We start from the raw sequence: 24,958 nt of genomic DNA, 5'->3' as shown, positions 1-24,958 counted from the left end.
GTCACCTCACGTAGTTGTAGATGGTCGCGCGGGAGATGCCGAGGATCTCGGTCAACGCGGGAACGGAATGCTTGACCTCGAGAAAGCCCTGTTCCTTAAGGGATCGCAGCAACTCCTTGCGATCGGCAACTTCCAGGTCACGAGGCCCGCGGCCGCGAGAGACGGCGAATTCCTCAACGAGGGCACGCAGTGAATCGGTGGTCCGGGCGCGGAGGTTCTCCGGCTGAGCCGGCGCGTCGGTCTGGATCAGGTTGCCAAGGGCGCGGGTGATCGTTGAGAAGAGGGATACGTCCAGGTTGAGGCAGATCGCCGCGACGTACGCGCCCTTGCTGTTCTTCAGTCCGATCGACGTGCTCTTGGCAGGGCGTCCGTCCGGGAAGGTGTTCGGATAGTTCTGGATGACGCTCGGGTAATCCGGATCCTCGATCCGCGCCAGACCGAGCTCGGTCGCGGGAGCGCCGACGGCCCGGCCGGACAGGTTGTTCTCGATCACCCGGATCGCGTTGTCCGGTCGGCGCAGGTCGTGCAACACCACCTCGCACAAGCCGGGGAACATCTTGCCCAAGGCAACGACAATCGTCTCCGCCTCGCGCAGCAACAACTCATCCTCAGTCAACGAAGGCATCGAACACCTCGCCCATCCGCGTTGTTGCCTTGAGCCCCGATCCGGTCAGCACCACAACCGTCGTCTCGTCAGGGCGGATCTCGCCGCGAGCGCGGAAGACGTCGATCGCGGCCGCCGCGGTGGCGCTCGTCGGTTCGGCGTACAGCCCGACCGCGGCCAAGCGTCGTACGGCGTCAACGATGTCTGCCTCGGGAATCGCCGCCATATCGCCACCCGAACGCCGGATGGCCGCGAGCACCTCGGGCAGACGGATCGGCTTCTGGATCGCCGTACCTTCCGCGATCGTTGGCGCGAACGACACCGGACGGTCGGCAAACGCCCCGACGATGGGCGCACAAGCCTCGGGTTGTGCGACGAGAAGCCTTGGCAGGCGAGAGATTTGGCCCGCCGCGAGCAATTCGGAGAAGCCCAGGTCGAGCCCGAGGACGATGCTGCCGGCGCCTGCCACGGTGACGACGGCATCCGGTGCGCGGAAGCCGAGGTCCTCCCAGAGTTCGTAGGCGAGCGTCTTCGTCCCCTGGAGGAAGAACGGATGCCAGTTGTGACTGGCGTAGTACGTGTGAGCCGACTCCACCAGGGCGCGCGCCGACGTCGCCTCGCGATCACCCGGCACCAACGAGACCTCAGCGCCGTACGCCCGGCTCTGCAACACCTTCGCCGGGGACGTGCCCTCAGGCGCGAGGATGCGGGCCCGGATCCCCGCGCGAGCGGCATACGCCGAGACCGAGGAGCCGCCATTTCCAGAGCTGTCCTCGATCACTTCGGTAATACCTTGCCCGGCGAGGTACGACATCATCACGCTGGTCCCGCGGTCCTTGAAACTGCCCGTCGAACTGAACCACTCCAGCTTGAACCGCACCTCGCCCGAGCCCCACCGCTGCGAGACCAGCGGCGTACACCCCTCGCCCATGCTCACCGCCGCGCCAACCACTTCGGGCAGTGCCGCGCGATACCGCCACAACGACCGGACCTCGGACAGCACCTGCTCCCGGCTGATGCCCGGCATCGCGGACACCATCAGGGGCGCGCCGTCGTCCCCGCGCCAGCGCGCGACCTCCAGCGGGTAACCCCGCCCGGATCGCGGATCGACGTACATCTGCTCAGCCATACGATAAGTCTAGCAATAGACATTTAGTCCACGGCCGGGGGATGGGCTACGGTGGCGCCGTCGTGGTGCTCGGGAAGCCGGTGCGATACCGGCGCGGCCCTCGCCACTGTGATCGGGAAGTTCGTCGACAACCCTGCCAGCAGGGGGTCACTGGTTGCGTAAGGCAGCTGGGAAGGCCTGTCGATGAACGCGGTATCCCGTCAGCCAGGAGACCGGCTACGACGCGTCAGACCCGTCCACGAGGTGCTGGAGGAGCGGTCCCATGGCCGTTGGTGCGTTGCTGAAACCTGTCCTGTTCGCGACCATGCTCAGCCTGGTCGCCGCTTGCGGTGGTGCCGCGGAGGCAGGTGGCAAACCAAAAACCGGCGCGATCACGGTCAAGAACTGCGGGCTCGATGTGACCGTCGACGGCCCGCCCGAGCGCGTCTTCGCGGCGTACCAGCCGGCCATTGAGATGGCGCACGCGCTGGGCATCTCCGACCGCCTCGTCGGTACGGCGTACTTGGACGCGGTCGTGCTGCCCGAGTACGCCGAAGCCCAGAAGAGCCGCAAGTACTACAAGAACCTGCCGAGTCGCGAGGAGCTGCTCAGCACGAATCCCGACTTCGTACTGTCCGGGTTCAACGACGTGTTCAGCAGCGCGGGCAGCGACTCCAGCTTCGGTAGTCGCAAGGGCCTGGGCGAGCTCGGCGTGAAGACGTGGATCTTCAGCCCGCTCTGCCCGACCGCGGACGGCCTCGGTGATGAGGCGATCGACCCGAAGACGGTCTCGATGGAGAACGTGTACGCCGATCTGCGCGATCTCGGCAAGATCTTCGGCGTCTCCGGCCAGGCCGAAAAAGTGATCGCGGACCAGAAGACCCGGATCGCGGCCGTCGAGAAGAAGGTCGCCGCCGCCAAAAGGCCGACAGTCGCCATTCTGCGCGCGAACCTCGAGGGCGGCGTGACGGTGTCGGGCGGTCCCGACTTCGGCACGGTGCTGATCCGGCAGGCCGGTGGGGTGAACGCCTTCGCCGATCTGACCTCCAAGCGGAACGTGAAGATCAGCATGGAGGAGTTCATCAAGCGCAATCCCGATTACGTGCTGGTGAGCGACTGCTGCGATGCGGGGATGACCGAGGCGGACAGTGCCGCGAAGATCGCCGCGCTGATGAGCAACCCGGCGCTGGCCAACCTCAAGGCCGTCAAGAACAAGCGGGTCAAGCCGTTCCTGTTCGCGCATCACTCGGCCGGTGTGCGGGGTGCGCATACGACCGAGCTGATCGCCAAGATCATCCATCCCGACCTGGTCAAGTGAACCGCGCGGTTGGTCTCCTGGCCGCGTTGGCCGTGCTCGCCGGCGTCGTTGTCATCTCGGTGATGGTCGGCGATCGCTTCCTCGGACCGGACGACGTGTACGCCGCGGCGCGCAAGTTCACCGGCTCCGACACCGACCGCGTCATCCGGTACCTCCGTTTCCCGCGCACGATCGCGGGCCTGCTCGCGGGGATCGGCCTCGGCCTCGCGGGCGCGGTGATCCAGGGCGTGACGCGCAATCCGCTGGCCGGCCCGGGCATTCTCGGCGTCAACTCCGGCGCGGCCCTGGCGGTCGTCGTCGCGATCGGGCTGCTCGGCATCCACAGCCTCGGCGGCTACGTATGGTTCGCGATGGCCGGTGCCCTGGTCGCGACCGTGGTCGTCTACCTCGTCGGCTCGGCCGGCCGCGGTGGCGCGACACCGGTCAAGCTCGCGCTGGCCGGGGCGGCGATCTCGGCCTTCCTCGGCTCGGTCACCTCCGCGATCACCCTGCTGGACATCTCCACGCTGAACGAATTCCGCTTCTGGGTGGTCGGTTCACTGGGCCGTGCGGATATGCCGGTGATCAGTCAGGCGTGGATCTTCATCCTGGCCGGTACGGCGCTGGCGCTGGCCCTCGCGAGCTCGCTGAACCAGATCGCGCTCGGCGACGAACTCGCCACCACCCTCGGCACCAAGGTCAACCTGATCCGCCTGGTCGCGGCCCTCGCGGTGATGCTCCTGGCCGGTACGGCGACCGCCATCGCCGGGCCGATCGGCTTTGTGGGCTTGGTGGTTCCGCATATGGCCCGCGCCATCGTCGGCTCGGACTACCGGTGGATCCTGCCCTGGTCGATGGTGCTCGCACCGACCGTACTGCTGCTCGCCGACGTCATCGGCCGCTTGGTCGTACGCCCGGACGAGCTCCAGGTCGGCATCGTGACAGCCCTCGTCGGCGCACCCCTCTTCATCGCGCTGGTCCGCCGCCGAAGCTGGCCGAACTGTGAACCGGCTGCTGGTATTGCGATCCGGGCCCATCTCGGCGCGAGTCGACGCGGTCAGCGTGCTCGTCGGGGTGATCGCGTGGGCGTTGACCTTGGGGGTGGCGGCCTACTCGTTGACGCTCGGCGACTACGAGATCCCCCTGCCGGACGTGCTCAACACCCTTGCGGGCAACGGATCTCTGGTCATGACCGACGTGGTGGTGAACAGCAGACTGCCGCGAGTCATCGTCGGAATGGGCGTTGGTGCCGCCTTCGCGATCTCGGGCGCGATCTTCCAGCGCCTGGCCCGCAACCCGCTGGTCAGCCCGGACCTGATCGGTATCAACGCCGGCGCGGCGCTCGCGGCCGTCGTGATGATCACCATCCTCGGCAGCGGCGCGGGCTGGATCCCGATCGGCGCGCTGCTCGGTTCGTTGGCCACGGCAACGATCATCTACACCTTGGCCTATCGGCGCGGTGTGGCGGGCTATCGCCTTATTTTAGTAGGGATTGGCATCACAGCGATGGTCACGGCAGCCACGTCGTACCTGCTGACGCTGGCCGATATCTACACCGCCAAGAGCGCCTCGCTTTGGCTCGCGGGCAGCCTTTCCGGCCGGACCTGGACCCATGCCGCGTTGATGGGCGGCACCTTGCTCATCGGCGTTCCGTTCGCGCTCTTGCTCTCCCGTCAACTCCGGCTGCTCGAACTCGGCGACGACCTCGCCCGAACCCTGGCCGGCCGCGTCGAACTGGCACGCGGCCTGCTGATCCTGGCAGGCGTCGGCCTCGCAGCGCTCGCGACGGCAGCGGCCGGGCCGATCGGATTCGTCGCGCTGGTCGCTCCGCAGATCACTCGTCGCCTCTTGGCCGAGCGCGTCATCGGCCTGCTCACCTCGGGCGCGATCGGGGCGTTGCTGGTGGTCGTTTCGGATCTGGTGGCGCGCCAGATCTTCGCACCGACGACGTTGCCGGTAGGCATCGTGACGGCCTTTCTCGGCGCGCCGTACCTGCTCATCTTGATGGCCCGCGCGAATCGCGTCGGGCGCGGAGGCTGACCTATGGCACTCGAAGCGCAGCACCTCAATCTTGGGTACGACGATCGGCCGGTGGTCGCGGATCTCTCGGTCCGGATCCCGGCCGGCCGGGTGACCGTCATCGTGGGCGCGAACGCGTGCGGCAAGTCGACGCTGCTCCGCGGTCTGGCCCGGCTGCTCGCACCCCGAGGCGGCGTCGTACTGCTCGACCACGTGGACGTCACGCGGCTGCCCGGGGGCGTACTCGCGACCCGGCTCGGCATGCTGCCGCAACAACCCATCGCGCCGGACGGCATCACGGTCGCGGACCTGGTCGGACGCGGGCGTCATCCGCACCAGCGCTGGTTCCGGCAATGGTCGAAGCAGGACGAACAGGCCGTGCTCGATGCACTAAAGGCGACAGACACGCTGGATCTGGCCGATCGCTCGCTGGACGAGTTGTCCGGTGGGCAGCGCCAGCGGGTCTGGATCGCGCTCGCCCTCGCGCAGGACGCCGAGATCATGCTGCTGGACGAGCCGACCACGTTCCTCGACCTGGCGCATCAGCTGGAAGTGCTCGATCTCGTCCACGATCTCAACGTCGTACGGGGTAAGACGATCGTGCTGGTCCTCCACGATCTCAACCTGGCCAGCCGGTATGCGGACCACCTGATTGCTCTCAAAGGCGGTCAGGTGGTCGCCGAAGGCCCGCCGCGCGACGTGGTGACGGCGGAGCTGGTCGAGGAGGTCTTCGGTCTGCCTTGTGCCGTGATCGAGGACCCGCTGACCGGAACGCCGCTGGTGTTGCCAAAACCACGTCGCACAATGGCTTTGAACGACTAGGCTGGCGAGTGCTGAAGGTTCACCCGGTCAGAAACGGCTGGGTGAGGCAACAGGGAACCCGGTGTGAATCCGGGACTGCCCCGCAGCGGTGAACGGGAACGACCGCCGTCAGAAGCACTGGACTAGCGTCTGGGAAGCGACGGCCAGTAGGTCCACCGGTCGCGAGACCGGCCTGCCCGTGAGTCCGAAGACCTGCCTTCAAGCCCGTGCGCCGACCGGTGCGCGGGGGTCGCCGGTCCCGTGGGAGGGCCAGCCCGGGCTCGGCCGCGATGGCCGGTTCCGTCTCCTCTCTCGGCGTCAGGCGATCCGGCCGCACGCTCGCGAGGAGAGAGACGTGAACATCAACACCACTGTGCTGGGCTATCCGAGAATCGGGCCCCGGCGCGAGCTGAAGCAGGCCGTCGAGCGGTACTGGGCCGGCGACCTGGATGCCTCCGCCCTCGCCGACGTGGCGCAAACCCTTCGCCGGGAGACCTGGAACGACCTGGCCGGGCGCGGTCTGGACGTCCTGCCCGGCAACACTTTTTCGTACTACGACCAGATGCTCGACCACATCCAGCTGTTCGACGCCGTGCCCGGGCGCTACCGCTCGCTCGGTCTGACCGATCTGGACATGTACTTCGCGATGGCGCGTGGCCGGGACGAGGTGGCGCCGCTCGAGCTGACCAAGTGGTTCGATACGAACTACCACTACCTGGTGCCGGAGCTGGACGAGTCGACGGTCTTCCGCCTTGCGGGCGACAAGCCGCTCGCGGAGCTTGCCGAAGCGTCCGCACTCGACGTGAACACCCGCCCGGTGCTGATCGGGCCGCTGACGTTCTTGCTGCTCTCGAAGCCTTCCGCGGAGGCTGGTGCGTCCTTCCAGCCGTTGGATCTGCTGGATCAGCTGGTCGAGGTGTACGCCGAACTGCTCGCGCATCTCGCCGATGCCGGGGCCGAGTGGGTCCAGCTGGACGAACCGGCGTACGTCGCAGATCGCAGCCAGGCGGAGCTCGACGCGCTGTCCTCGGTCTATCGGCGGCTCTCCGCTCTGCCGAACCGCCCGAAACTCCTTGTAGCAGGGTATTTCGGCGACCTCGGCCCAGCCCTTCCGTTGCTCGCGGCAACCGATGTCGACGGTATCGCGGTTGACCTCGTGGCTGCGCCGTCCGTTCAGCTCACAGGTTTGCCAGGGCTCGCCTCAAAGCAGCTCGTCGCGGGCGTGGTGGACGGCCGGAACATCTGGCGAGCCGATCTCGGCGCGATCCTCACCACCTGCGCGACGCTGCTCGGGGCCTGCGCCGAGTTGACGATTTCGACCTCATGCTCGTTGCTGCACGTGCCGTACGACGTTGAGGTGGAGGCGGGCCTCGATCGCGATGTCCGCAAGCGCCTCTCCTTCGCCCGGCAGAAGGTCGACGAGGTGGTACTGCTCGGCCGGGCCTTGCGCGACGACTCGGGCGTGCTCGTCGACCTGGCCAGCGGCACCGCGGTACCGGGCATCGGCGAGTCTTGGCGGCGACCGACGGACCCGAGCCGCAACGCCGCGATCCGTGCCCGGGTTGAAGGTTTGATGCCCGCGGACCGCCAGCGTGCGCCGTACGACGAAAGGGCGATCGCGCAGCAGGAAGCCCTCGCCCTGCCGTCGTTGGCGACCACCACGATCGGGTCGTTCCCACAGACCTCCGACGTACGCCGGGCGCGAGCGGATCTGCGCGCGGGACGGATCGACCAGGCGGCGTACGACGCGTTGATGCGGGCCGAGATCGAGCGGGTGATCCGGTTGCAGGAGTCGATCGGGCTGGACGTTCTTGTTCACGGTGAGCCTGAACGCAACGATATGGTCCAGTACTTCGCGGAACGGCTCGACGGGTTCGCGACGACCGACCTCGGCTGGGTTCAGTCGTACGGCACTCGTTGCGTGCGCCCGCCGATCCTCTTTGGCGACGTGTCGCGCCCGGAGCCGATGACCGTCACCTGGGCGACGTACGCCGCCTCGCTGACGGATCGACCGGTGAAGGGCATGCTGACCGGGCCGGTGACGATCCTGGCCTGGTCGTTCGTGCGGGACGATCAGCCGTTGGGGGACACCGCGGACCAGGTCGCACTCGCACTGCGCGACGAGATCGCCGACCTGGTCGAGGCGGGAATCGCGGTCGTGCAGGTGGATGAGCCCGCGCTGCGCGAACTGCTGCCGCTACGCGAGGCTGAGCGCAAGGCGTACCTGGACTGGTCCGTCGCGTCGTTCCGGCTGGCGACGGGTGGTGCGCCCGCGCGGGTTCAGATCCACACGCACCTTTGCTATTCGGAGTTCGGCGCGGTCATCGCGGGTATCGACGGGCTCGACGCGGACGTCACGACGATCGAGGCCGCGCGTTCCCGGATGGAGGTGCTCGCCGACCTGGCCGCGATCGGCTTCCGCCGCGGCGTTGGGCCCGGGGTTTACGACATCCACTCGCCGCGGGTGCCTTCGGTGGAGGAGCTGGCCGGTCTGCTCGGCGATGCGCTCGGGTCCGTGCCGGCGGATCGCCTGTGGGTGAACCCGGACTGCGGTCTGAAGACTCGCGGTTATGCCGAGGCCGAGCCGGCCCTGCGCAACCTCGTCGCCGCTGCGCGGTTGGCGCGACTGGTGCACCCCTCCTGAACGCCAGGCCGGTGGGGTTCCTGGGGAGTCGCCCACCGGCCTGGTCCTTACTGCGTGATGCTGATCGGGCCGTTGTTGCTGACGTTGGTGATGTTCATCTGGCTGAGCGATGTCGCGTAGGAACCACTGCCTGGCATGAGGATTCGGTGCAGGGTCACGCCGCTGATCAGGGCACCGGGCTGGCCGTTGATCCTGGCCGCGGTGGTGCCCGCGTTGCGGACCCGGATGTTCGCCAGGGTGACGCCGTTGACCGGGCCGACGCCTTCGGAAGCGCCGCTCCAGAGGGCGAGCCAGGTGCGGTTGCTGTCGTTCGTGAAGGTCAACCGCTCGATATCGACGTCCTCGAACCGGAGGTTCCGCGCCTCGGCCGAGCCGTACTTGTGGTGTACGCCGATGCCGACCGCCGCGTCATGGACGACGACGTTGCGGAACGTCACGTTCGACTGGGTCTGCATGACGCCCTGGCCGACCTTGACGCCGTAGCAGTAGGTCCACGAGACGAGGTCCTCGAACAGCACGTTGTCGAGCGGCCGCGGATTGCCCGGCACCCTGGCGAACAGGTCGGTACTGGCCTGCCAGGTCTTGGTGCTGAACGGGTCGTCCAGTCCGATGCCGATCGCGTTCCGGACCGTGACACCGGTCGACTCCATCACGTCGATACCGTCGTTCTCGCCCATGTCGAACCGGTTGAACATCTTCAGGTTCGTGAAGCTCAGATCCGTCGAGCGGCTCGGCATGATCGCCCAGCTGCTCGACTCGCGGAACGTGATGCCGTCCACCCGGAAGTTCGAGGTGTAGATCGGCGTCAGCAGGTTCACCCCGAGGTTGCTGGGCCCAAGCGAGGCCCGGCCATTGCCGTCGATCGTGCCGCGTCCGTAGATGGAGATGTTCGAGGACGAGAAGCGCGTCGAGATGAACCAGGTGATGTCACGGTCCTGCGAGTTCTTGTGCCAATGCACGTCGTACTGGGACCTCTCGCCGGTGTAGCGCAGTACGGCGCCAGGTTCGAGATATAGCGCGAGGTTGCTGCGTAGGTAGATCGTGCCGAGCGTCCAGACGCCTGCTGGTACGTAGACGATGCCCTGGCGTCCGTTGGCGGACCCCCAGGCTGCTGCGTCGTTCAGCGCGTTCTGGAAAGGAGTGGTCGAGTAGCCGCTCCCGGGTTGTGCGTTGTACGGCGCGTTGCGCACGTTGAAGATGCCGGTACCACTCGAGCCCGGGCGGTTCGTCTCGGCGGGGTCGATCGCGATCACCAGGTTCGGCCGACCATCGAGTTTGACGATCAGGTACTCGTCGCGGTGCACGGTGAAGGTCAAAGTCGCGCCACTGATCGACCCGGCCAGACCGAGTTTGGCGGGGCTGATGCTGTACGAACCGATGGCCGTGTTGTTCACCTTCGTGACCCTGATGACGGCTTCCCCGGCACCCATCGCGAACTGTGCGATGTCATAACCCGCGTAGTCCGTCACCGGCACGCTCTGGCCGTTCACCGTCAACCGGTAGTCCGGCGACGCGGGATAGATCGACTGCACGGGATAAACCTGAATCGGAGCCGGCGCGGCCTGCGCCTCGATTGCGGGGGCGAGTACGGCGACCAGTAAGGCCGCGAACAAAGCTCTCACTTTGCGCATTAGGGTCCTTCCGTCGATGTGGCAGGGCGGCGCCACTCGCGACGGTAACCGCAATTTCTACGTAAGTGAACCCCGTCCACATATATAGACACGACCGAAACCGGCCACCGCAACCGCGCTGGCTGGAGCCTTCGCGAGGATGGGCACATGAACGAGGACAAGGAATTCCTGGTTGAGCAGGCGCGGCTCATGGATGCCGAGGCCGAAGCTTCAGCCGAGGCGGAGGCCGAACGCATCCGGCAGGAAGTCGAAGACGCCGCCTCCGACCCGGCGACCCAGGGGGAATGGATCCGTCAGTCCAACCTGATCTACGGCGGACTGGCGGGCGCCGGGCTGGTAGTCGTCCAGCCGTTCCTGACCGAGACCTCGCTCGACCTGTCGGCGAAGGTGTGCGTCACCGCGTTTGCCGTCTCGATACCGCTGCTCGCCGCGCTCCTGGTGCTCAATCGGCAGGAGGAGTTTCGTCATCGGGCGAGCAGGTCATGGCTCGTCGGGCTGGCCAAGGCGGTCGCACAAGGCTCGGGGTTCGTCGGCCTGACTGCGGCCTTCTGGCACATCTCCATCATTGCTGGGATCGCGTTCCTGGCCATGGGATGCGTCGCCGTGGGAGTGCATTCCTCGGGATTCGTGCAGTTGGAGTACGACTCGAAGTTCCGCTCGAGATTCCGTCCTCGCAAGACGCCTGAGGCGTAACCGACTGGCTGTTTATCCTCTTGGCTCGGCAGTACCGTCGGGGCTCGCTTCGGGTTTGGTGTGCAGGACCTCGCGGGCCTGCTCCGCGGCGCGAAGGATGCTCTCGCTGATGAAGTCGCTGAAGCGGGCGATGTTCTCGAGGCGGGTGGCGGCCGGGCTGCCGGCGCCGAGCACGTTGACGCCCTGCCGTGCGGTCTCGGCGACCTGGGCGATGCCGCCGGCGCTGGCGATCGTCGACTGGTACCAGACGTCGTCGTCGACGACGTAGCGCTCGCGGCGGCCATCGTCGCGGCGTTCCCGGCGGATGAGGCCCTGGGTTTCGAGGAACGCGATCGCCTTGGAGACGGACGCCGGGCTGACCTGGAGGTGCTGGACGAGTTCGGACGCGGTGAGGCTGCCCGCGTCGGTGATGAACAGGCAGGTCAGCACCCGGGCCATCATCTTGGGCACGCCCTGCTGCATGAAGAGGGTGGTGAACGCCTCCTCGTACTCGCGCACGGCGTCGTCGTCGCGCCCGTGGCCCTGCGCCAGCGCCCGTCGCTCCCGGGGCAGGGCGTGCTTGCGCCGGTGCGCGCGTCGCTCGGTGGCGCGGTGGGCCAAGTCGGCGCGGTAGGCGGTGGGGCCGCCGTTGCGCATCACCTCACGCGTGATCGTCGAGGTGGGACGGTCGAGACGCCGGGCGATCTCCGCGTAGGCGAGGCCGTCGGCCAGCCCCAGCGCGATCTGCTGACGTTCCTGCTGGGTGAGTCTGCCTCCCGGCATCGCGAACTCCTTCTCCCGTGTGTGCCGCCAGCGTAGCGTTTCTCTGCTATCCATTGCAACGAATAGGTTGATGCCATTGCGTTAAATTCACACCGGTTGCAACGAAAATACGCCTCTGACCTGCGGATATGCCACTTCTATGCAACGAAGGAGTTGTGCCAATTGCGAACGCAACGTAGCGTTTGCGATATCAGAAACAACCACTGCACAAGGAGAGCATCATGCAGAAGTTCGACACCCCCGCCGCGATTTCCGCCGTTCTGAACATCCCCGCCGGCCGCATCCAGGTCATCGCCGCCGACCGGGCCGATACCACCGTCGAGGTCCGGCCCACCAACGCCTCCAAGGGCCGCGACGTGATGCTGGCCGAGCAGACCGAGGTCGAATTCGGCGACGGCGTGCTGCGGATCACGGCTCCGGCGGAGAAGAACCAGATGTTCGGCCCGTCCGGATCAATCGAGGTGACGGTCCAGTTGCCCGCCGGTTCCGGCGTCGAGGCGAAGGCTTCCGCCGCCGAGTTCCGGGTGGTCGGACGGCTCGGCGACGTCGCCTTCGAGGGCGCGCACGGCGAGATCAAGGTCGACGAGGTGGCGAGCGTGCGGCTGGCCGCCCATGCCGGTGACGTCACAGTCGGCCGCCTGACCGGCTCCGCGGAGATCAGCACCCAAAAGGGCGATATCCACATCGCCGAGGCCACCTCCGGCACGGTCGTTCTGCGCACTCTGATGGGCAACGTGACGGTGGACGCCGCCCCCGGAGTTTCCGCCTCCCTGGACGCCGGTACCGGCTACGGCCGGATCAACAACGCGCTGAAGAACACCGAAGGCGCCGCGGCCGCCCTGACCATCAAGGCGACCACCGACCACGGCAACATCACCGCCCGCAGCCTGTAATGCAGCCTGACCTTGCCATGGGAGCGTTGGGGGGTAATCAGTCCGGGGTGGCGGGTATCTACCGTCGAGGTATGTCCAACGAGACCATCACCTTGAACAACGGTGTCGAGATGCCCGCCATCGGGCTGGGGGTTTTCCAGACCCCGCCCGATGTCACGGCCGCCGCGGTCGAAGAGGCTACGCGTCGGCTACCACCACGTCGACACGGCCGCGGCGTACCTCAACGAGCGCGAGGTCGGCGATGGCCTCCGTCGGTCGGGCGTCGCCCGTGCCGACGGCAAGGTCCGCGCCATCGGCATCAACATCCCCGAAGCCTGAGGCGACGTTCAGTCCTCTGAGCCGTTGGTGAGGCCGGTGCGGATGAGGTTCATGACGTTGCTGTCGGCAAGGGTCGAGGTGTCGCCCACCTCGCGGTTCTCGGCGATATCGCGGAGTAGACGGCGCATGATCTTGCCGGAACGCGTCTTCGGCAGCTCCGCCACGATCATGATCTGGCGGGGCTTCGCGATCGGCCCGATCTCCTTGGCGACGTGGTTCCGCAGCTCGGTCACGCTGTCCGCGGTCTCGACCGCATCGCCGCGCAGAATGACGAACGCGCACACGGCCTGGCCAGTGGTCTCGTCCGTCGCGCCGACCACGGCCGCCTCCGCCACGCTTGGATGCGAAACCAGGGCCGACTCGATCTCCGCCGTGGACAACCGATGCCCGGACACGTTCATCACGTCATCCACCCGGCCGAGCAGCCAGAGATCGCCATCCTCGTCCAGCTTGGCGCCATCGCCCGCAAAATAAAGCCCGTCGAACCGCGACCAGTACGTCTCCCGATAGCGCTCGGCATCTCCCCAGATCCCGCGCAGCATCGACGGCCAGGGCTCGGTCACCACCAGCAGACCGCTCTCGCCGTTGCCAAGCGGCTTGGCCTCGTCGTCGACCACCGCGACGTTGATACCCGGTAGTGCCACTTGCGCCGACCCCGGTTTCGTCGCGGTCACACCCGGCAGCGGGCTGATCATGATCGCGCCTGTCTCGGTCTGCCACCAGGTGTCGACGATCGGGCAACGGCCGCCGCCGATCACTCGGTCGTACCAACGCCAGGCCTCGGGGTTGATCGGTTCGCCCACGCTGCCAAGGACTCGCAGACTGCTCAGGTCGGCCGCAGCCGGGATGTCCTCGCCCCACTTCATACAGGTCCGGATGGCCGTCGGCGCCGTGTAGAAGATCGTCACGCCGTACTCCGCGATGATGTCCCACCAACGGCCCCGGTGCGGTGAGTCCGGCGTGCCCTCGTAGATCACCTGAGTCGCACCGTTCGCCAGTGGCCCGTAGACGATGTAGCTGTGCCCGGTGATCCAGCCGACGTCCGCCGTGCACCAGTAGACGTCAGTGTCCGCATGCAGGTCGAAGACCGACTTGTGCGTGTACGCCGTCTGGGTGAGGTATCCGCCGGTGGTGTGGAAGATGCCCTTCGGCTTCCCGGTCGTGCCCGACGTGTAAAGGATGAACAACGGGTGCTCGGAGTCGTGCGACTCGGGCGTGTGCTGGTCGGAGGCGCCGTCGACCACGTCGTGCCACCAGACATCACGGGAGTCGTCCCAGGCGACGTCAGACTTAGTACGTCGTACCACCAGCACCTTGTTCACAGGGGAATCGCCGGACACTGCGGCGTCTACGGCCGGCTTGAGCGGGCTTGCGGCGCCACGTCGGAAACCGCCGTCTGCGGTGACTACCAGGCTCGCCTGCGCGTCCTCGATCCTGCTGCGCAACGCGTCCGCGCTGAAGCCGCCGAAGACCACGCTGTGCGGTGCGCCGAGTCGTGCGCACGCAAGCATGGTGATGACGGCCTCAGGGATCATCGGCAGGTAGATCGCCACCCGGTCGCCCTTGCGAATGCCCAAGCCGGTCAGGGCGTTCGCAGCCTTCGAGACCTCCCGCTGCAGTTCGGCGTACGTGATGTCGCGCCGGTCGCCAGGTTCACCTACGAAGTGGATCGCGACCTTGTCCCCGCGGCCGGCTTCGACGTGACGGTCCACGCAGTTGTACGCCGCGTTGAGCCGTCCGCCGACGAACCACTCGGCAAAGGGCGCGTCCGACCAGTCCAGGGTCTGCTCGAAGTCCTGGTCCCAGCTGAGCAACTCGCGCGCCTGCTTGGCCCAGAAGGCCTCGCGATCCGCCGCGGCCTCGGCGTACAGGTCTGCTCCGGCGACGGCCTGCGCGGCGAACTCGGGACTGGGCGGAAAAGTCTCGGGCATGGCGGTGCTCCTTGCTCGCGGGGATTGCCCAAGATCCTGCGGCGTCCCCACCGCGCTGCCAAGGCCGGGATCACGCCCGTACGACGAAACGGCCCGCCCTCTCGGTAGACGGCCTCGAGCCCCGCGCCGAACGGTCCGTCCGCCACGCCGAACGGTCCTGCCGAGACTCCCATCACACCGGGCGTTTTCGGTCAGAAGGGACCGATGAACCACGACACGCCTGGTCCCGAGGGCCCGATGAACGGGGTGCGGGGGTTGGGGTGGGCTGGTAGGAAGGGGTATGGGCGAGCAGCTGGAGATCGAGACCAAGTACGACGTGGGCGAGCGGATCGCGCTGCCCGCGTTGCACGAATTGCCGGGCGTTGTGCGGGTGGCTCAGCCTGAGCAGCATGACCTCGAGGCGGTCTACTTCGACACCGAGGCGTACGACCTGGCTGCCGCGGGAATCACGCTGCGACGACGGACGGGTGGGGATGACGCCGGCTGGCATGTGAAGTTCCCGGTCGCGACGGGGGAGCGTCTGGAGGTACGGCGTCCGCTCGGCCGGGCAGTCCGTTCGGTGCCGATCGAGCTGGTTCGAATGGTCCGCGTACACGTCCGGGATCGGGCTCTCGCGCCAGTGGTGACCTTGCGGACGCATCGGGTGGTGCATCGGCTGGTGGGTGCGGATGACGCCGTACTGGCCGAGCTGAGCGATGACCAGGTGACGGCGGAGATCGCGGGCGCCGAGCCGGATGTCTGGCGCGAGTGGGAGCTTGAGCTGGTCGACGGCGAGCGCGAGCTGTTGGCCGCGGCCGAGCCGGTGTTGCGCAAGGCAGGGGCTGAGCCGGCCGCGGGTCCGAGCAAATTGGCGCGGGCCCTCGGGGATCGGGTGCCTGTGCGGGCGGCCTGGGAGCTGCCGGAGAAGCCGACCGCGGTTGACGTGTTCCGGGCGTATGCGGCTGAGCAGGTGGCGGCGATCCACCGGCGTGATCCCGAGGTGCGCCGCGATCGGCCGGAGGGCGTGCACAAGCTGCGGGTCGCGACGCGGCGGCTGCGTTCGGCCTTGGCCACGTATCGGCCGGTGATCGATCGAGTCGAGGGTGATCGGATCCGCGCTGAGTTGAAGTGGTTGGCGGGCGAGCTTGGTGGGATGCGCGATACCGAGGTGATCCGGGATCGGCTGGCCGCTTCGGTCGCCGCCGAGCCGGTCGAGCTGGTGATGGGCCGGGTAGCGGGTGCTATCGATGACCACTTGCGGGCGACGTACAAGGCCGCACACAAGGTGGCGCTGGAGACGTTGGAGACCGAGAGGTACTTGCGGTTGCTGGACGATTTGGACGCGCTGGTGGCCGATCCGCCGCTTACCGAGGCGGCCGCGGATCTCAAACCGAAGAAGACGCCGGACCTTGTTGTCTCCCTGCTGAAGCATGACTGGAAGCGGATTCGTCGGGCCGTGGACCGGATGCGTGCCGCCGAGCTTGGTGCCAATGAACAGTCCGCGCAGTCGGTGGCGGACGCTGTGGAGGTCGAGCGGCACGAGGTGCGCAAGGCGGCCAAGCGGTTGCGCTACGCGGGTGAGTCGGCGGCCGTTGTGCTGGGGGATAAGGCGACCGCGCTGGCCGCCTCGGCGGAGCAGATCCAGGAAGTTCTCGGCAGTTATCAGGACACGGTGGTGGCGCGCGAGCTGCTGCGGCAGTTGGCCGTGCAGGTGCACCTGGATGGTGGAAACGCCTTTACTCTGGGGCGTTTGCACGCTTTGGAGCAGGTCGCGGGGGAGGAAGCGGTGCGGGCGTTCGAGGGCGTTTGGCCGCTGGACTTTCCCTTCTGAGCTGCCCCTCTGAGGGGTCGCTGCACGTATTCCGGACCATCGTCGGGCGGTGACTCGAAAACTGTCGGCGGCTGTGCCTATTATCGAAAACATGTTCGAATCGATCTGGCGACGCGGCCACCGGCGACCTGCCCGACGAGGCCTCCAACGGCCTGTTGTGGAAAAGATTTCGCCGCCGGCTGATGGGGTCAGCGGCCGGCGGCGAAACCTGTTTCAGGGGAGGGGGCGGGTCTTGGGCCACCGGCTGGGCCGGTGGAGTCTGTGGTCTCCTTCAGTCAGTTATTGGGTGGAGGGGTGGTCAGTGCTGGACCGCCTTCTCGGACCCTGCCCCGGTCAGGGAGCGAACCTCCATCTCGGCGAACTTGTCCACGTTGACGGGCTCCTTGCTGGTCACGGTGCCCAGCCAGCCGAGGAAAAAGGCCAGCGGGATCGAGACGATGCCCGGGTTGTCCAACGGGAACCAGTGGAAGTCGACCGACGCGTCGGTGATCATCGACAGGCTCGCGCCGGTCTTCGCGTCGACCTTGCCCGAAACGACCGGGGAGAAGGCGATCAGGAGGATCGAGGACGCCAGGCCGCCGTAGATGCTCCACAGGGCGCCGCGAGTGTTGAAGCGCCGCCAGAACAGGGAGTACAGGATCGTCGGCAGGTTCGCGCTCGCCGCCACGGCGAAGGCCAGGGCGACCAGGAAGGCGATGTTCTGCCCGTTGGCGAAGATGCCGCCGATGATCGCGATCACGCCGATCACCAGCACGGTGATCCGGGCGACCCGGACCTCGCCATCGGGGTTGATCTGGCCCTTCTTGATCACCTGGGCGTAGACATCGTGGGCGAACGACGCGCTCGCGGTGATGGTCAATCCGGCCACGACCGCCAGGATGGTGGCGAAGGCGATCGCGGAGATCACGCCCAGCAGCAGTTCGCCGCCGAGGTGGTAGGCGAGCAGTGGCGCGGCCGAGTTGGCCTTACCGGGTGCGGCCTTGATCGCGTCCGGTCCGACCAGGGCGCCGGCGCCGTAGCCGAGTACCAGCGTGAACAGGTAGAAGATGCCGATGATCCAGATGGCCCAGGTGACGCTGCGGCGGGCCTCCTTCGACGTCGGCACCGTGTAGAAGCGCATCAGCACGTGCGGCAGACCCGCGGTGCCCAGCACCAGCGCGAGACCGAGCGAGATGAAGTCGAGCTTGCTGATACCCGTAGCGCCGTACTGCAGACCCGGGCTGAGCAGCTTCTCGCCCGCGGTCGGGTTGTTCGCCACTGCGGCGCCGAGCAGCGACGACAGGTTGAAGCTGAACTTCGCCAGCACCCAGAGCGTCATGATGCCCGCGCCGATCACCAGCAGCACGGCCTTCACGATCTGCACCCAGGTGGTGCCCTTCATGCCACCCACCAGGACGTAGGTGATCATGATCAGGCCGACGACCGCGATCACGAGGCTCTGCCCGGTGCGGTTGGAGATGCCCAGCAGCAGGGCGACCAGGCCACCAGCACCGGCCATCTGCGCGAGCAGGTAGAAGAAGCAGACCACCATCGTGGAGAACGCGGCGGCCATCCGGACCGGCCGCTGCTTCAGCCGGAAGGACAGGACGTCGGCCATCGTGAACCGGCCGGTGTTTCGCAGCAGTTCCGCGACCAGCAGCAGGGCGACGAGCCAGGCGACCAGGAAGCCGATCGAATACAGGAAGCCGTCGTAGCCGTTGATCGCGATCGCGCCGGCGATACCGAGGAAGGACGCGGCCGAGAGGTAGTCACCGGCGATCGCGATGCCGTTCTGCGGTCCGGTGAAGGAGCGGCCGCCCGCGTAGTAGTCCGCGGCGGTGCGGTTGTTCCGCGACGCACGGATCACGATCGCCAGCGTCGCCACCACGAACAGGCCGAAGATCAGGATGTTGACCGTCGGGTTACCGATTTCGGTTGCCATCGGCAACAACTGGGGCGCGTTCACAGGCCCTCTCCCTCGATCAGCTGGCGCATGCGCTCAGCGGCCGGGTCGACCTGCCGGTTCGCCCATCGCACGTAGATCATCGTGATGGCGAACGTCGAGACGAACTGGCCGAGTCCGAGCAGCAGGGCGATGTTGATGTTGCCGAAGACCTTCGTGGCCATGAAGCCCGGGGCGTAGTCGGCGAGCAGGACGTAGAGGAAGTACCAAGCCAGGAACAGGCCGGTCATGGGAAAGACGAACCGCCGGAACCTGCGGCGAAGTTCCGTGAAGTCCGGGGAAATCTGGACATCACGGAACGACGACAGGTCCGGGTCGCCGGCCGCGCTGCGCGTATCACTCATCGCGGGACCTCCAGACAGATCGGGCCGGGCGGAGACCGGCGCAGGGGATGCTGCGACCGACTGTGCGCCACGTCACCCGGCCTGCCCAGCACCCACGCGCATCCGTCGCTGAGCGGCCCCCACCCCTCGCCCGGCGGCCCCGCCCCCTACGACGAACGGCACCATCCGTACGACGAACGGTCCGCCAACGACTTACCGCAGGCTCAGAGATCGCGTTAGAGGTGGTTGAAGCTGCGGTCTACGTCAACGGCTTCGGGCGTGTGGAGGCGGACCATGCTGCGGGAGGTGCCGGCAGGGATCTTGTGCGGGGTGAGCAGCGAGGCGACGATCACGGTGCCGAAGGCCAGCGGCATGGTCCAGGCGGCGGGCTGGGCGATCAGCGCGCCACCCCAGCCGCGCCAGCCTTCCGGCGGCCGGGCGATGACGTTGACCAGTACCGCGGTGATGGTGGCGGCACCGCCGACGATCAGCCCGGCCGCGGCGCCGACCGTGGACATCCGGCGCCACCAGATCCCGAGCACCAGCATCGGGCAGAACGTCGAGGCCGCCACCGCGAACGCCAGTCCGACGGTATCCGCGAGGCTGAGCGATCCGATCAACTTCCACGCGATGAACGGCACGATGACCGCGATCAACGCCGCGATCCGGAAGCTGTTGACCGCGACGTAATCCCCGCCAGTCAACTTCCGAAGGCGTGCCCGCAATAGGTCCTGGTCGATCACGCCCGCGATGGCGACGGTCAACCCGGACGAGGTCGAGAGAAACGCCGCGAAAGCCCCGGCCGCGACCAGTGCGCCGAGCAGATCGCCTGCCGTACCGGGGAAGACGCGGCCCGGGAGTTCCAGCACCACGCTGTCGGCGGCGCCTTCGACGAGTTCCGGGGTGAACGTGCGGCCCAGTACGGCGTACAGCGGTGGGAAAACGTAGAACGAGCCGAGCAACGCGAGCACCACCACCGTCGTACGGCGGGCGGCTCGGCCGTCGGGATTCGTGTAGAAGCGAACGAGTACGTGCGGGAGGCCCATCGTGCCGAAGCACAACGCCAGCAACAGCGAGTACGTCGCGTAGAGCGGGTGCTCGCGACCGTTCGCGCGGGAAAGTGGTTCGGCCCATTCGGCGCCGGCGCCGTGCAGCGAGTCGAGTACGCCGCCGGGCTGGCCGGACGAACCCCAGAGGATCAGGATCACGAAGATCGGCGTCGCGAGGGCGGTGAGCTTCAGCCAGTACTGGAACGCCTGGACGAAGGTGATCGAGCGCATGCCGCCCGCGGCCACGTTGATCACCACGATCACCGCGACCATCAACGCGCCCACCCACGTCGGTGCGCCCGTCACGGTCTGGACGGTCAGACCCGCGCCCTGTAGCTGCGGCAGGAGGTAGAGCGTGCCGATGCCGACTACCAGCACCGAGCAGGTTCGCCGTACGACGTTCGACTCGAAACGGGTCTCCGCGAAGTCGGGCAGGGTGTAGGCGCCCGACCGGCGTAGCGGCGCCGCGATCAGCACTAGCAGCATGAGATAGCCGACGGTGTAGCCGACCGAGAACCAGAGCATGTCGGCGCCGTTGACCAGGATGAGTCCGGCGACGCCTAGGAACGATGCGGCCGATAGGTACTCGCCACTGATCGCAGAAGCGTTCCAGCGTGGCGAAACCGCTCGGCTGGCGACGTAGAAGTCACTGGTGGTTCGGGAGATCCGCAAGCCGAATAGGCCGATACCGATGGTTGCGGCGATCACCAGCCCGATTGCGGTCAGGCTCATCGCGGACGACATCAGCGCCGTCCGACGAACTCGGTGAACTCGGCCTCGATGCGTTCGGCATGCCGGACGTAGATCCGCGCGGCGACGTACACGACCGGGTAGACGACGACGCCGAGCAACAACCAGGGCAGGGGGATGCCGATGACGTTCAGGGTGCGCGAGGCAGGGACCAGGGCGAACAGCAGCGGCAGGGCGCCGAGGAAGACGCCGGTCGCGACGATGATCTTGAGCGCGAGGCGCAGCTGCGAGTGCATCAGCGAACGCATGTAGAGATCGCCGACCTGCGTTTGCTCGTCAATCTCCCGCGTCCCACCGCGAGCCGCCTGCCGCCGCGCCGCCCCGGCCCGCGGACTCGTAACCCGCACCCGCCGCGGCACATCCCCACCAGCAACCCGCCGCGGGCCTTCGGGAGGTGTGGTCGTCATCCGCGCAGCGACGTCGAGCGGACCAGCAGGTCGCGCAGTTCACGGGTATGCCGACGGCTCACCGGCAGCCAGTCCTCGCCGACACGGACCGAACACCGGCCGCTTTCCACCCGCATCTCGTCCACATGCGCGAGCGCGACCAACGTGCTGCGATGGATCCGGGTGAAGCCGGCCGTCCGCCAGCGTTCCTCCAGAGTGCTGAGCGGGATCCGGACCAGATGCGAGTTCTGCCCGGTATGCAGCCGCGCGTAATCCCCCTGCGCCTCGACATACCGAACTGACGAGCGCGGCACGAACCGGGTTACCCCGGCCAGCTCAACCGGAATCACCTCGTCGTCGGCCGGATCCTCGCCGGCCGGTGCGGCCGCGGCACCCGTGACAACCCGCCGGACCGCCTCGGCCAACCGCTCGGCCCGAACCGGCTTCATCACGTAATCCGTCGCGTCCAGGTCGAAGGCGGCCACCGCGTGTTCGTCGTACGCCGTGACGAAGACGATCCGCGGGCGGCTCGCGAACCTCGACAGCACCCGGGCCAGGTCGATCCCGTCCAACCCGGGCATCTTGATATCGCAGAACACCACGTCGATCGCCGAGGCCTGCAGGATCCGCAGCGCGTCCGGCCCATTCGACGCGGTCTCGATCGGCCCGATCCGGTCATCCCGCGACAACAGGTAGACGAGTTCGGCCAGCGCAGGCTCCTCGTCATCAACGACGAGCGCGCGCAACGGAACCGAAGGCTCAACCATGAGCCACAGGCTAATCTCCACCCCCCTCCACCGCGAGTAGTCCCCTTCCCCCAGAGCGCCACCCTCCCCGCCCACGCGCGGTAGAGGAGCTGCGCGGACGCGTCCACTCGCGGGGAAGGTGGTGCACCCGACCACGGGCGCCGACTGAGTCCGAACCCGCCGCGAGTGGTCCCGTCATGACGCGTCCGCTCGTGTGGAAACCGATGCGACGGTCGGACGCGGAATGCGCCACCTGTGGACGCCGAGCCCACGGCACCAAGCCCCGAACCGCACGTGTGCAGGGTGGTGGGGGTTAGGCCGTGGCGTGGACGCCGGAGGAGTATTTGGGGACGCGGAAGGTTACGCGGGTGCCGGCGCCGGGGGCGGTTTCGACGACTAGGCCGTAGGCGTCGCCGTATACCTGGCGTAGGCGGGCGTCTACGTTGCCGAGGCCCATTGACTCGGTGTCGGATTCGCCTGAGAGCGCGGCGCGGATTACTTCGGGATCGCTGCCGGCGCCGTCGTCGTCGACGCTGATCTCGGCTTCGGAACCGCTGTCTTTGGCCCGGATGGTGATCCGGCCGACGCCGGTGGTGCCCTCCAGGCCGTGGCGGACGGCGTTCTCGACTAGGGGTTGTACGACCAGGAACGGGATCGCTACCGACAGGACCTCGGGCGCGATCAGTAGGGACACGGTCAAGCGGTCGCCGAACCGCGCCTGCTCGAGCACGAGGTAGCGCTCGACGTTGCGCAGTTCGTCCGCGAGCGTGGTGAACTCGCCACCGCGGCGCAACGCGTACCGGGAGAAGTCGGCGAATTCGAGCAGCAGCTCGCGGGCCCGTTCCGGATCGGTCCGCACGAACGACGCGATCGCCGCCAGCGCGTTGTAGATGAAGTGCGGGCTGATCTGGGCCCGGAGCGCGCGCAGTTCGGCCTCCATCGCCCGGGTGCGTTCCTTGTTCAGCTCAGCCAGTTCGACCTGGCCGGAGACGAACGCCGCGACCTCCTCGGTGGCACGCACCAGCGCCGCCGATGAGCGCGGGCTGTACGCCACCAGTACGGCGACGACCCGGTCCTCGGTCACGATCGGCGCGACCACGGCCGCCCGGACCGGGCATTGCGGGTCTCCGCAGGCGACATCGCCCGGACCGAGCACCGCCGTACGGCCGGTCCGCAAGGTCGCGGCGGCGAGCTGCCGAACGTCACCGCGGTGGTGCGACTCGTACGCGCCACCGACGCCGTCCCACGCGAGCACGCCGGTCGAGTCGCAGATGGCGATCGCGGCCGTGCCGAGCAGATCGCGCAGGTGTTTGCTGGCCCGGCCCGCGGCCGCCGGGGTCAGGCCCTCGCGCAGATGCGGCGTGGCGAGGGATGCCGTGTGCAAGGTGGCGTACGTCGCCTTGTCGGCCGGGGTGCCGAAATGCTGCCTGCGACGCTCGAACATGCACCAGACGGTAGCCCCTCAGCCCGAAGCGCGGGGAGTGAACGCGGCCAGCGCCTCGGCGTCGGAGTAGTTGGTCCGCACGTACTCGTCGACCCACGCGGCCACCTACGGGTACGCCGACTCGGCCACGATCCGGTCGGAGGCCGCCGCGAGATCGAGCGCCGTACGACGAAGCTGGACGCCATCCCGGAGCAGCGCCCAGTGCGGACCGGAGGCGCCGTACGGCATGCCGACGCTGCCCGGATTCACCACCAGACGCCGATCGACCTGCCGGACGAACGGCAGGCCGGATCCGGCTGCGTCAGCTCGCGATCGGCGTTGCCGCGCACCCAGTGGGCGCGATCACCCAGCGAGACCAGCAGATCCAGCGTCTCGACCGGCTGTGGTCCGGCCGCGAGATCGCCGGTGAGCACGATCGCCTCGGCCTCGCGAACCGCCGGCTCGGCCAACACCGCCTCGAGCGCAGGCAGCACGCCGTGGATATCCGACAACACCGCAACAGACGACACCATCTCGCCAGTCTGCCCGCCCGACCACCACCTGCGACCGCCAATCTGCCCAAGGCAGACAGGCGATCAGGACCCGAAGACGAGATCGGCCTTGGAGAGATCGGTGGCTCGTTCGCAGGCGCCGCCGACGATGGTGCAGCGGATGATGGCGGCGTTGGTCTCGGGCCCGTCGTCGACGATCATCAGCAGGTGCTGGTCGTCCTCGGCGATGCTGTCGCGGAAGGACAGCCCGTTCCACTCGGTGATCAGGTTGCCCGTCTGGGTGTTGAGCGCGATCGAGATGCCGTCGGCGTAACCGTCCTGGTAAGCGGATCCGCCGTACGCGACGCTGCCGTCCGGGGTGAAACCGGAGATCGAGTAGTCACAGGTGCGCAGGTTGCGCCGGCCCGTGGCGACCGCGGCGACGGCCGAGCAGGTGGACATATCGGCGTGCGATTCGATCGACGCGGCCAATTGCCCGTTGTCCGATAGGGCCGTCGGCCGGGTGACGGTCTTGACCCGGGTGGCCCTGGTCTCGGACGGCTTCCAGGTGTACAGGGACCAGGTGGGGGTTTGCAGGTCCGGCTTGGACTGGAAGTAGACGACACCGTCGATGACGGCGAGCACTCGTAGCTCGAAATCGTTCGGTCGCGGCAGTTTGTGCACCTCGACGCCTGAGCCGAGCTCGCTGTTCTCGAAGGTGATAGAGCCGCCCTGAAGCTCGCCGCCATCCTTGTCGTATTTGCTGATCACATAGGCGCCCGAGCCGCCGCTCGCGTCGACGACCAGGGAGCTGACGTCCGGAACCCGCGGACCGGACTCCTGGCCATAGGCGAAGCGCGCCATCTCGGTCTTCCCGATGTCGTTGTAGAGCATGACCAGGACGTCGTTGCCAAGTCGTGCCACCTCGACGATCTGCCCCTTGCCGGGCACGGTGAGCTCCTCTCCGGCGCCACCGAGGACCTTCCGGCCGCGGACGTAGGTGAGCTGCGGCGCGCGCCCCTGGGGCAGCTTGTCGAGGTCGAGCCGGACCTTCTTGGCGGTGACCGGCTTCGTGGGCGTGGGAGTCGGTGTGGCCGACGGGGTGGTCGACGGCGTCGGGCTCAAGCTCGGGCTGCCGGGCAGCGGGACCGCGCTGCCGCTCAAGGGGGTGTCGCTCGGCCCCTGCCGGGAGGCCACCGCGGCACCCGCGACGACGGCGGCGACCGCCACCGCGGCGGCCACCGTGATCAACGTCGCGTTCTGGTTCTTCTTCATGCCTGCCCCGATTCAAGCATCGCGGCCGGCGCCCCGTTGGTGGATCTCACGCTTGATTGTCC

General features: G+C 67.5%; 22 protein-coding genes, 1 pseudogene and 2 riboswitches. Of the genes and pseudogenes, 9 read left to right on the top strand and 14 right to left on the bottom strand.

Features of this window, described 5'->3' with window-relative positions:
- Window position 1: 1 nt before the first annotated feature.
- Together OG394_RS22915 and OG394_RS22910 are read right to left on the bottom strand one after the other, a co-directional pair.
- Window positions 2-625 (bottom strand): helix-turn-helix transcriptional regulator, encoded by a 624-nt coding sequence (locus tag OG394_RS22915; protein ID WP_328989081.1) that lies wholly within the window; start codon window positions 623-625, stop codon window positions 2-4.
- Window positions 609-1,733 carry a pyridoxal-phosphate dependent enzyme gene (locus OG394_RS22910; protein ID WP_328989080.1) on the bottom strand — a complete coding sequence of 375 codons (1,125 nt, stop codon included), beginning with the start codon at window positions 1,731-1,733 and terminating at the stop codon, window positions 609-611. Before OG394_RS22910 ends, OG394_RS22915 begins: the two co-directional genes overlap by 17 nt.
- A gap of 46 nt (window positions 1,734-1,779) precedes the next feature.
- Window positions 1,780-1,968, top strand: a riboswitch (cobalamin riboswitch).
- A 27-nt stretch (window positions 1,969-1,995) separates the two neighbouring features.
- Here OG394_RS22910 and OG394_RS22905 point away from each other — a divergent pair.
- The 5 genes and pseudogenes from OG394_RS22905 to metE all read left to right on the top strand — a co-directional run bounded on the left by OG394_RS22905 (window position 1,996) and on the right by metE (window position 8,473).
- Window positions 1,996-3,030, top strand: coding sequence for an ABC transporter substrate-binding protein (locus OG394_RS22905; RefSeq protein ID WP_328989079.1), 1,035 nt, complete (start codon window positions 1,996-1,998; stop codon window positions 3,028-3,030).
- Window positions 3,031-3,092: 62 nt separating this feature from the next.
- A pseudogene (locus OG394_RS22900) lies at window positions 3,093-3,935 on the top strand (FecCD family ABC transporter permease); the annotation flags it as partial.
- Window positions 3,936-4,011: 76 nt separating this feature from the next.
- Window positions 4,012-5,049 (top strand): FecCD family ABC transporter permease, encoded by a 1,038-nt coding sequence (locus OG394_RS22895; protein ID WP_328989077.1) that lies wholly within the window; start codon window positions 4,012-4,014, stop codon window positions 5,047-5,049.
- A gap of 3 nt (window positions 5,050-5,052) precedes the next feature.
- Window positions 5,053-5,850, top strand: a complete 798-nt coding sequence (locus tag OG394_RS22890; RefSeq protein WP_328989076.1) for an ABC transporter ATP-binding protein — start codon at window positions 5,053-5,055, stop codon at window positions 5,848-5,850.
- A riboswitch (cobalamin riboswitch) is annotated at window positions 5,849-6,064 on the top strand. Its footprint overlaps the gene before it by 2 nt.
- A 120-nt stretch (window positions 6,065-6,184) precedes the next feature.
- Complete coding sequence (metE, locus tag OG394_RS22885; RefSeq protein ID WP_328989075.1) at window positions 6,185-8,473, top strand: 5-methyltetrahydropteroyltriglutamate--homocysteine S-methyltransferase; 2,289 nt, start codon at window positions 6,185-6,187, stop codon at window positions 8,471-8,473.
- A 47-nt stretch (window positions 8,474-8,520) separates the two neighbouring features.
- On the opposite strand, the gene OG394_RS22880 is transcribed toward metE, so the two are convergent.
- Window positions 8,521-10,104 (bottom strand): glycosyl hydrolase family 28 protein, encoded by a 1,584-nt coding sequence (locus OG394_RS22880; RefSeq protein WP_328989074.1) that lies wholly within the window; start codon window positions 10,102-10,104, stop codon window positions 8,521-8,523.
- Window positions 10,105-10,251: 147 nt separating this feature from the next.
- On the opposite strand from OG394_RS22880, the gene OG394_RS22875 reads away from it, so the two are divergent.
- The gene (locus OG394_RS22875; protein ID WP_328989073.1) at window positions 10,252-10,797 is read left to right on the top strand and encodes a hypothetical protein; all 546 of its coding nucleotides are present in this window, start codon (window positions 10,252-10,254) and stop codon (window positions 10,795-10,797) included.
- Window positions 10,798-10,809: 12 nt separating this feature from the next.
- On the opposite strand, the gene OG394_RS22870 is transcribed toward OG394_RS22875, so the two are convergent.
- Window positions 10,810-11,559 carry a GbsR/MarR family transcriptional regulator gene (locus tag OG394_RS22870; protein WP_328989072.1) on the bottom strand — a complete coding sequence of 250 codons (750 nt, stop codon included), beginning with the start codon at window positions 11,557-11,559 and terminating at the stop codon, window positions 10,810-10,812.
- Window positions 11,560-11,780: 221 nt separating this feature from the next.
- On the opposite strand from OG394_RS22870, the gene OG394_RS22865 reads away from it, so the two are divergent.
- Together OG394_RS22865 and OG394_RS22860 are read left to right on the top strand one after the other, a co-directional pair.
- Entirely contained in the window at window positions 11,781-12,452 is a 672-nt protein-coding gene (locus tag OG394_RS22865) for a DUF4097 family beta strand repeat-containing protein (RefSeq protein WP_328989071.1), read from the top strand.
- Between the two features lie 150 nt (window positions 12,453-12,602).
- Window positions 12,603-12,770, top strand: a complete 168-nt coding sequence (locus OG394_RS22860; RefSeq protein ID WP_328989070.1) for a hypothetical protein — start codon at window positions 12,603-12,605, stop codon at window positions 12,768-12,770.
- Between the two features lie 8 nt (window positions 12,771-12,778).
- Here OG394_RS22860 and acs read toward each other — a convergent pair whose 3' ends face one another.
- The gene (gene acs, locus OG394_RS22855; RefSeq protein ID WP_328989069.1) at window positions 12,779-14,701 is read right to left on the bottom strand and encodes an acetate--CoA ligase; all 1,923 of its coding nucleotides are present in this window, start codon (window positions 14,699-14,701) and stop codon (window positions 12,779-12,781) included.
- A gap of 280 nt (window positions 14,702-14,981) precedes the next feature.
- On the opposite strand from acs, the gene OG394_RS22850 reads away from it, so the two are divergent.
- The gene (locus OG394_RS22850) at window positions 14,982-16,511 is read left to right on the top strand and encodes a CYTH and CHAD domain-containing protein (protein ID WP_328989068.1); all 1,530 of its coding nucleotides are present in this window, start codon (window positions 14,982-14,984) and stop codon (window positions 16,509-16,511) included.
- Between the two features lie 298 nt (window positions 16,512-16,809).
- Here the strand turns inward: OG394_RS22850 and OG394_RS22845 are convergent, their stop codons facing one another.
- From OG394_RS22845 to OG394_RS22805, 9 genes are all read right to left on the bottom strand, one after another.
- On the bottom strand, window positions 16,810-18,432 hold the full coding sequence (locus OG394_RS22845; RefSeq protein ID WP_328996859.1) for a solute symporter family protein: 1,623 nt from the start codon (window positions 18,430-18,432) through the stop codon (window positions 16,810-16,812).
- A gap of 20 nt (window positions 18,433-18,452) precedes the next feature.
- Window positions 18,453-18,797 (bottom strand): DUF485 domain-containing protein, encoded by a 345-nt coding sequence (locus tag OG394_RS22840; RefSeq protein WP_328989067.1) that lies wholly within the window; start codon window positions 18,795-18,797, stop codon window positions 18,453-18,455.
- A gap of 215 nt (window positions 18,798-19,012) precedes the next feature.
- On the bottom strand, window positions 19,013-20,557 hold the full coding sequence (locus OG394_RS22835; protein WP_328989066.1) for a sodium/solute symporter: 1,545 nt from the start codon (window positions 20,555-20,557) through the stop codon (window positions 19,013-19,015).
- An 11-nt stretch (window positions 20,558-20,568) separates the two neighbouring features.
- Complete coding sequence (locus OG394_RS22830) at window positions 20,569-20,982, bottom strand: hypothetical protein (RefSeq protein ID WP_328989065.1); 414 nt, start codon at window positions 20,980-20,982, stop codon at window positions 20,569-20,571.
- Window positions 20,979-21,728: a LytR/AlgR family response regulator transcription factor gene (locus OG394_RS22825; RefSeq protein WP_328989064.1), complete on the bottom strand. Its 750-nt coding sequence runs from the start codon at window positions 21,726-21,728 to the stop codon at window positions 20,979-20,981. The genes OG394_RS22830 and OG394_RS22825 overlap by 4 nt, the downstream gene beginning before the upstream one ends.
- Window positions 21,729-22,020: 292 nt before the next feature.
- On the bottom strand, window positions 22,021-23,151 hold the full coding sequence (locus tag OG394_RS22820) for a histidine kinase (protein WP_328989063.1): 1,131 nt from the start codon (window positions 23,149-23,151) through the stop codon (window positions 22,021-22,023).
- A gap of 105 nt (window positions 23,152-23,256) precedes the next feature.
- Window positions 23,257-23,400 carry a hypothetical protein gene (locus OG394_RS22815; RefSeq protein WP_328989062.1) on the bottom strand — a complete coding sequence of 48 codons (144 nt, stop codon included), beginning with the start codon at window positions 23,398-23,400 and terminating at the stop codon, window positions 23,257-23,259.
- Window positions 23,397-23,663, bottom strand: coding sequence for a metallophosphoesterase family protein (locus OG394_RS22810; RefSeq protein ID WP_328989061.1), 267 nt, complete (start codon window positions 23,661-23,663; stop codon window positions 23,397-23,399). The genes OG394_RS22815 and OG394_RS22810 overlap by 4 nt, the downstream gene beginning before the upstream one ends.
- A gap of 63 nt (window positions 23,664-23,726) precedes the next feature.
- Window positions 23,727-24,896 carry a hypothetical protein gene (locus OG394_RS22805; protein ID WP_328989060.1) on the bottom strand — a complete coding sequence of 390 codons (1,170 nt, stop codon included), beginning with the start codon at window positions 24,894-24,896 and terminating at the stop codon, window positions 23,727-23,729.
- Window positions 24,897-24,958: the final 62 nt, after the last annotated feature.

This window comes from Kribbella sp. NBC_01245, assembly GCF_036226525.1.
Lineage (GTDB): Bacteria > Actinomycetota > Actinomycetes > Propionibacteriales > Kribbellaceae > Kribbella.
Note: the sequence above shows the minus strand (reverse complement) of the source record. Positions and strands in the feature narration are given on the sequence as shown.

Coding starts and splice junctions, on each gene's coding strand:
- OG394_RS22915 (WP_328989081.1), bottom strand. CDS start 625: ATGCCTTCGTTGACTGAGGATGAGTTGTTGCTGCGCGAGGCGGAGACG.
- OG394_RS22910 (WP_328989080.1), bottom strand. CDS start 1,733: ATGGCTGAGCAGATGTACGTCGATCCGCGATCCGGGCGGGGTTACCCG.
- OG394_RS22905 (WP_328989079.1), top strand. CDS start 1,996: ATGGCCGTTGGTGCGTTGCTGAAACCTGTCCTGTTCGCGACCATGCTC.
- OG394_RS22890 (WP_328989076.1), top strand. CDS start 5,053: ATGGCACTCGAAGCGCAGCACCTCAATCTTGGGTACGACGATCGGCCG.
- OG394_RS22880 (WP_328989074.1), bottom strand. CDS start 10,104: ATGCGCAAAGTGAGAGCTTTGTTCGCGGCCTTACTGGTCGCCGTACTC.
- OG394_RS22875 (WP_328989073.1), top strand. CDS start 10,252: ATGAACGAGGACAAGGAATTCCTGGTTGAGCAGGCGCGGCTCATGGAT.
- OG394_RS22870 (WP_328989072.1), bottom strand. CDS start 11,559: ATGCCGGGAGGCAGACTCACCCAGCAGGAACGTCAGCAGATCGCGCTG.
- OG394_RS22865 (WP_328989071.1), top strand. CDS start 11,781: ATGCAGAAGTTCGACACCCCCGCCGCGATTTCCGCCGTTCTGAACATC.
- OG394_RS22860 (WP_328989070.1), top strand. CDS start 12,603: ATGTCACGGCCGCCGCGGTCGAAGAGGCTACGCGTCGGCTACCACCAC.
- acs (WP_328989069.1), bottom strand. CDS start 14,701: ATGCCCGAGACTTTTCCGCCCAGTCCCGAGTTCGCCGCGCAGGCCGTC.
- OG394_RS22850 (WP_328989068.1), top strand. CDS start 14,982: ATGGGCGAGCAGCTGGAGATCGAGACCAAGTACGACGTGGGCGAGCGG.
- OG394_RS22845 (WP_328996859.1), bottom strand. CDS start 18,432: ATGGCAACCGAAATCGGTAACCCGACGGTCAACATCCTGATCTTCGGC.
- OG394_RS22840 (WP_328989067.1), bottom strand. CDS start 18,797: ATGAGTGATACGCGCAGCGCGGCCGGCGACCCGGACCTGTCGTCGTTC.
- OG394_RS22835 (WP_328989066.1), bottom strand. CDS start 20,557: ATGAGCCTGACCGCAATCGGGCTGGTGATCGCCGCAACCATCGGTATC.
- OG394_RS22830 (WP_328989065.1), bottom strand. CDS start 20,982: ATGACGACCACACCTCCCGAAGGCCCGCGGCGGGTTGCTGGTGGGGAT.
- OG394_RS22825 (WP_328989064.1), bottom strand. CDS start 21,728: ATGGTTGAGCCTTCGGTTCCGTTGCGCGCGCTCGTCGTTGATGACGAG.
- OG394_RS22820 (WP_328989063.1), bottom strand. CDS start 23,151: ATGTTCGAGCGTCGCAGGCAGCATTTCGGCACCCCGGCCGACAAGGCG.
- OG394_RS22810 (WP_328989061.1), bottom strand. CDS start 23,663: ATGGTGTCGTCTGTTGCGGTGTTGTCGGATATCCACGGCGTGCTGCCT.
- OG394_RS22805 (WP_328989060.1), bottom strand. CDS start 24,896: ATGAAGAAGAACCAGAACGCGACGTTGATCACGGTGGCCGCCGCGGTG.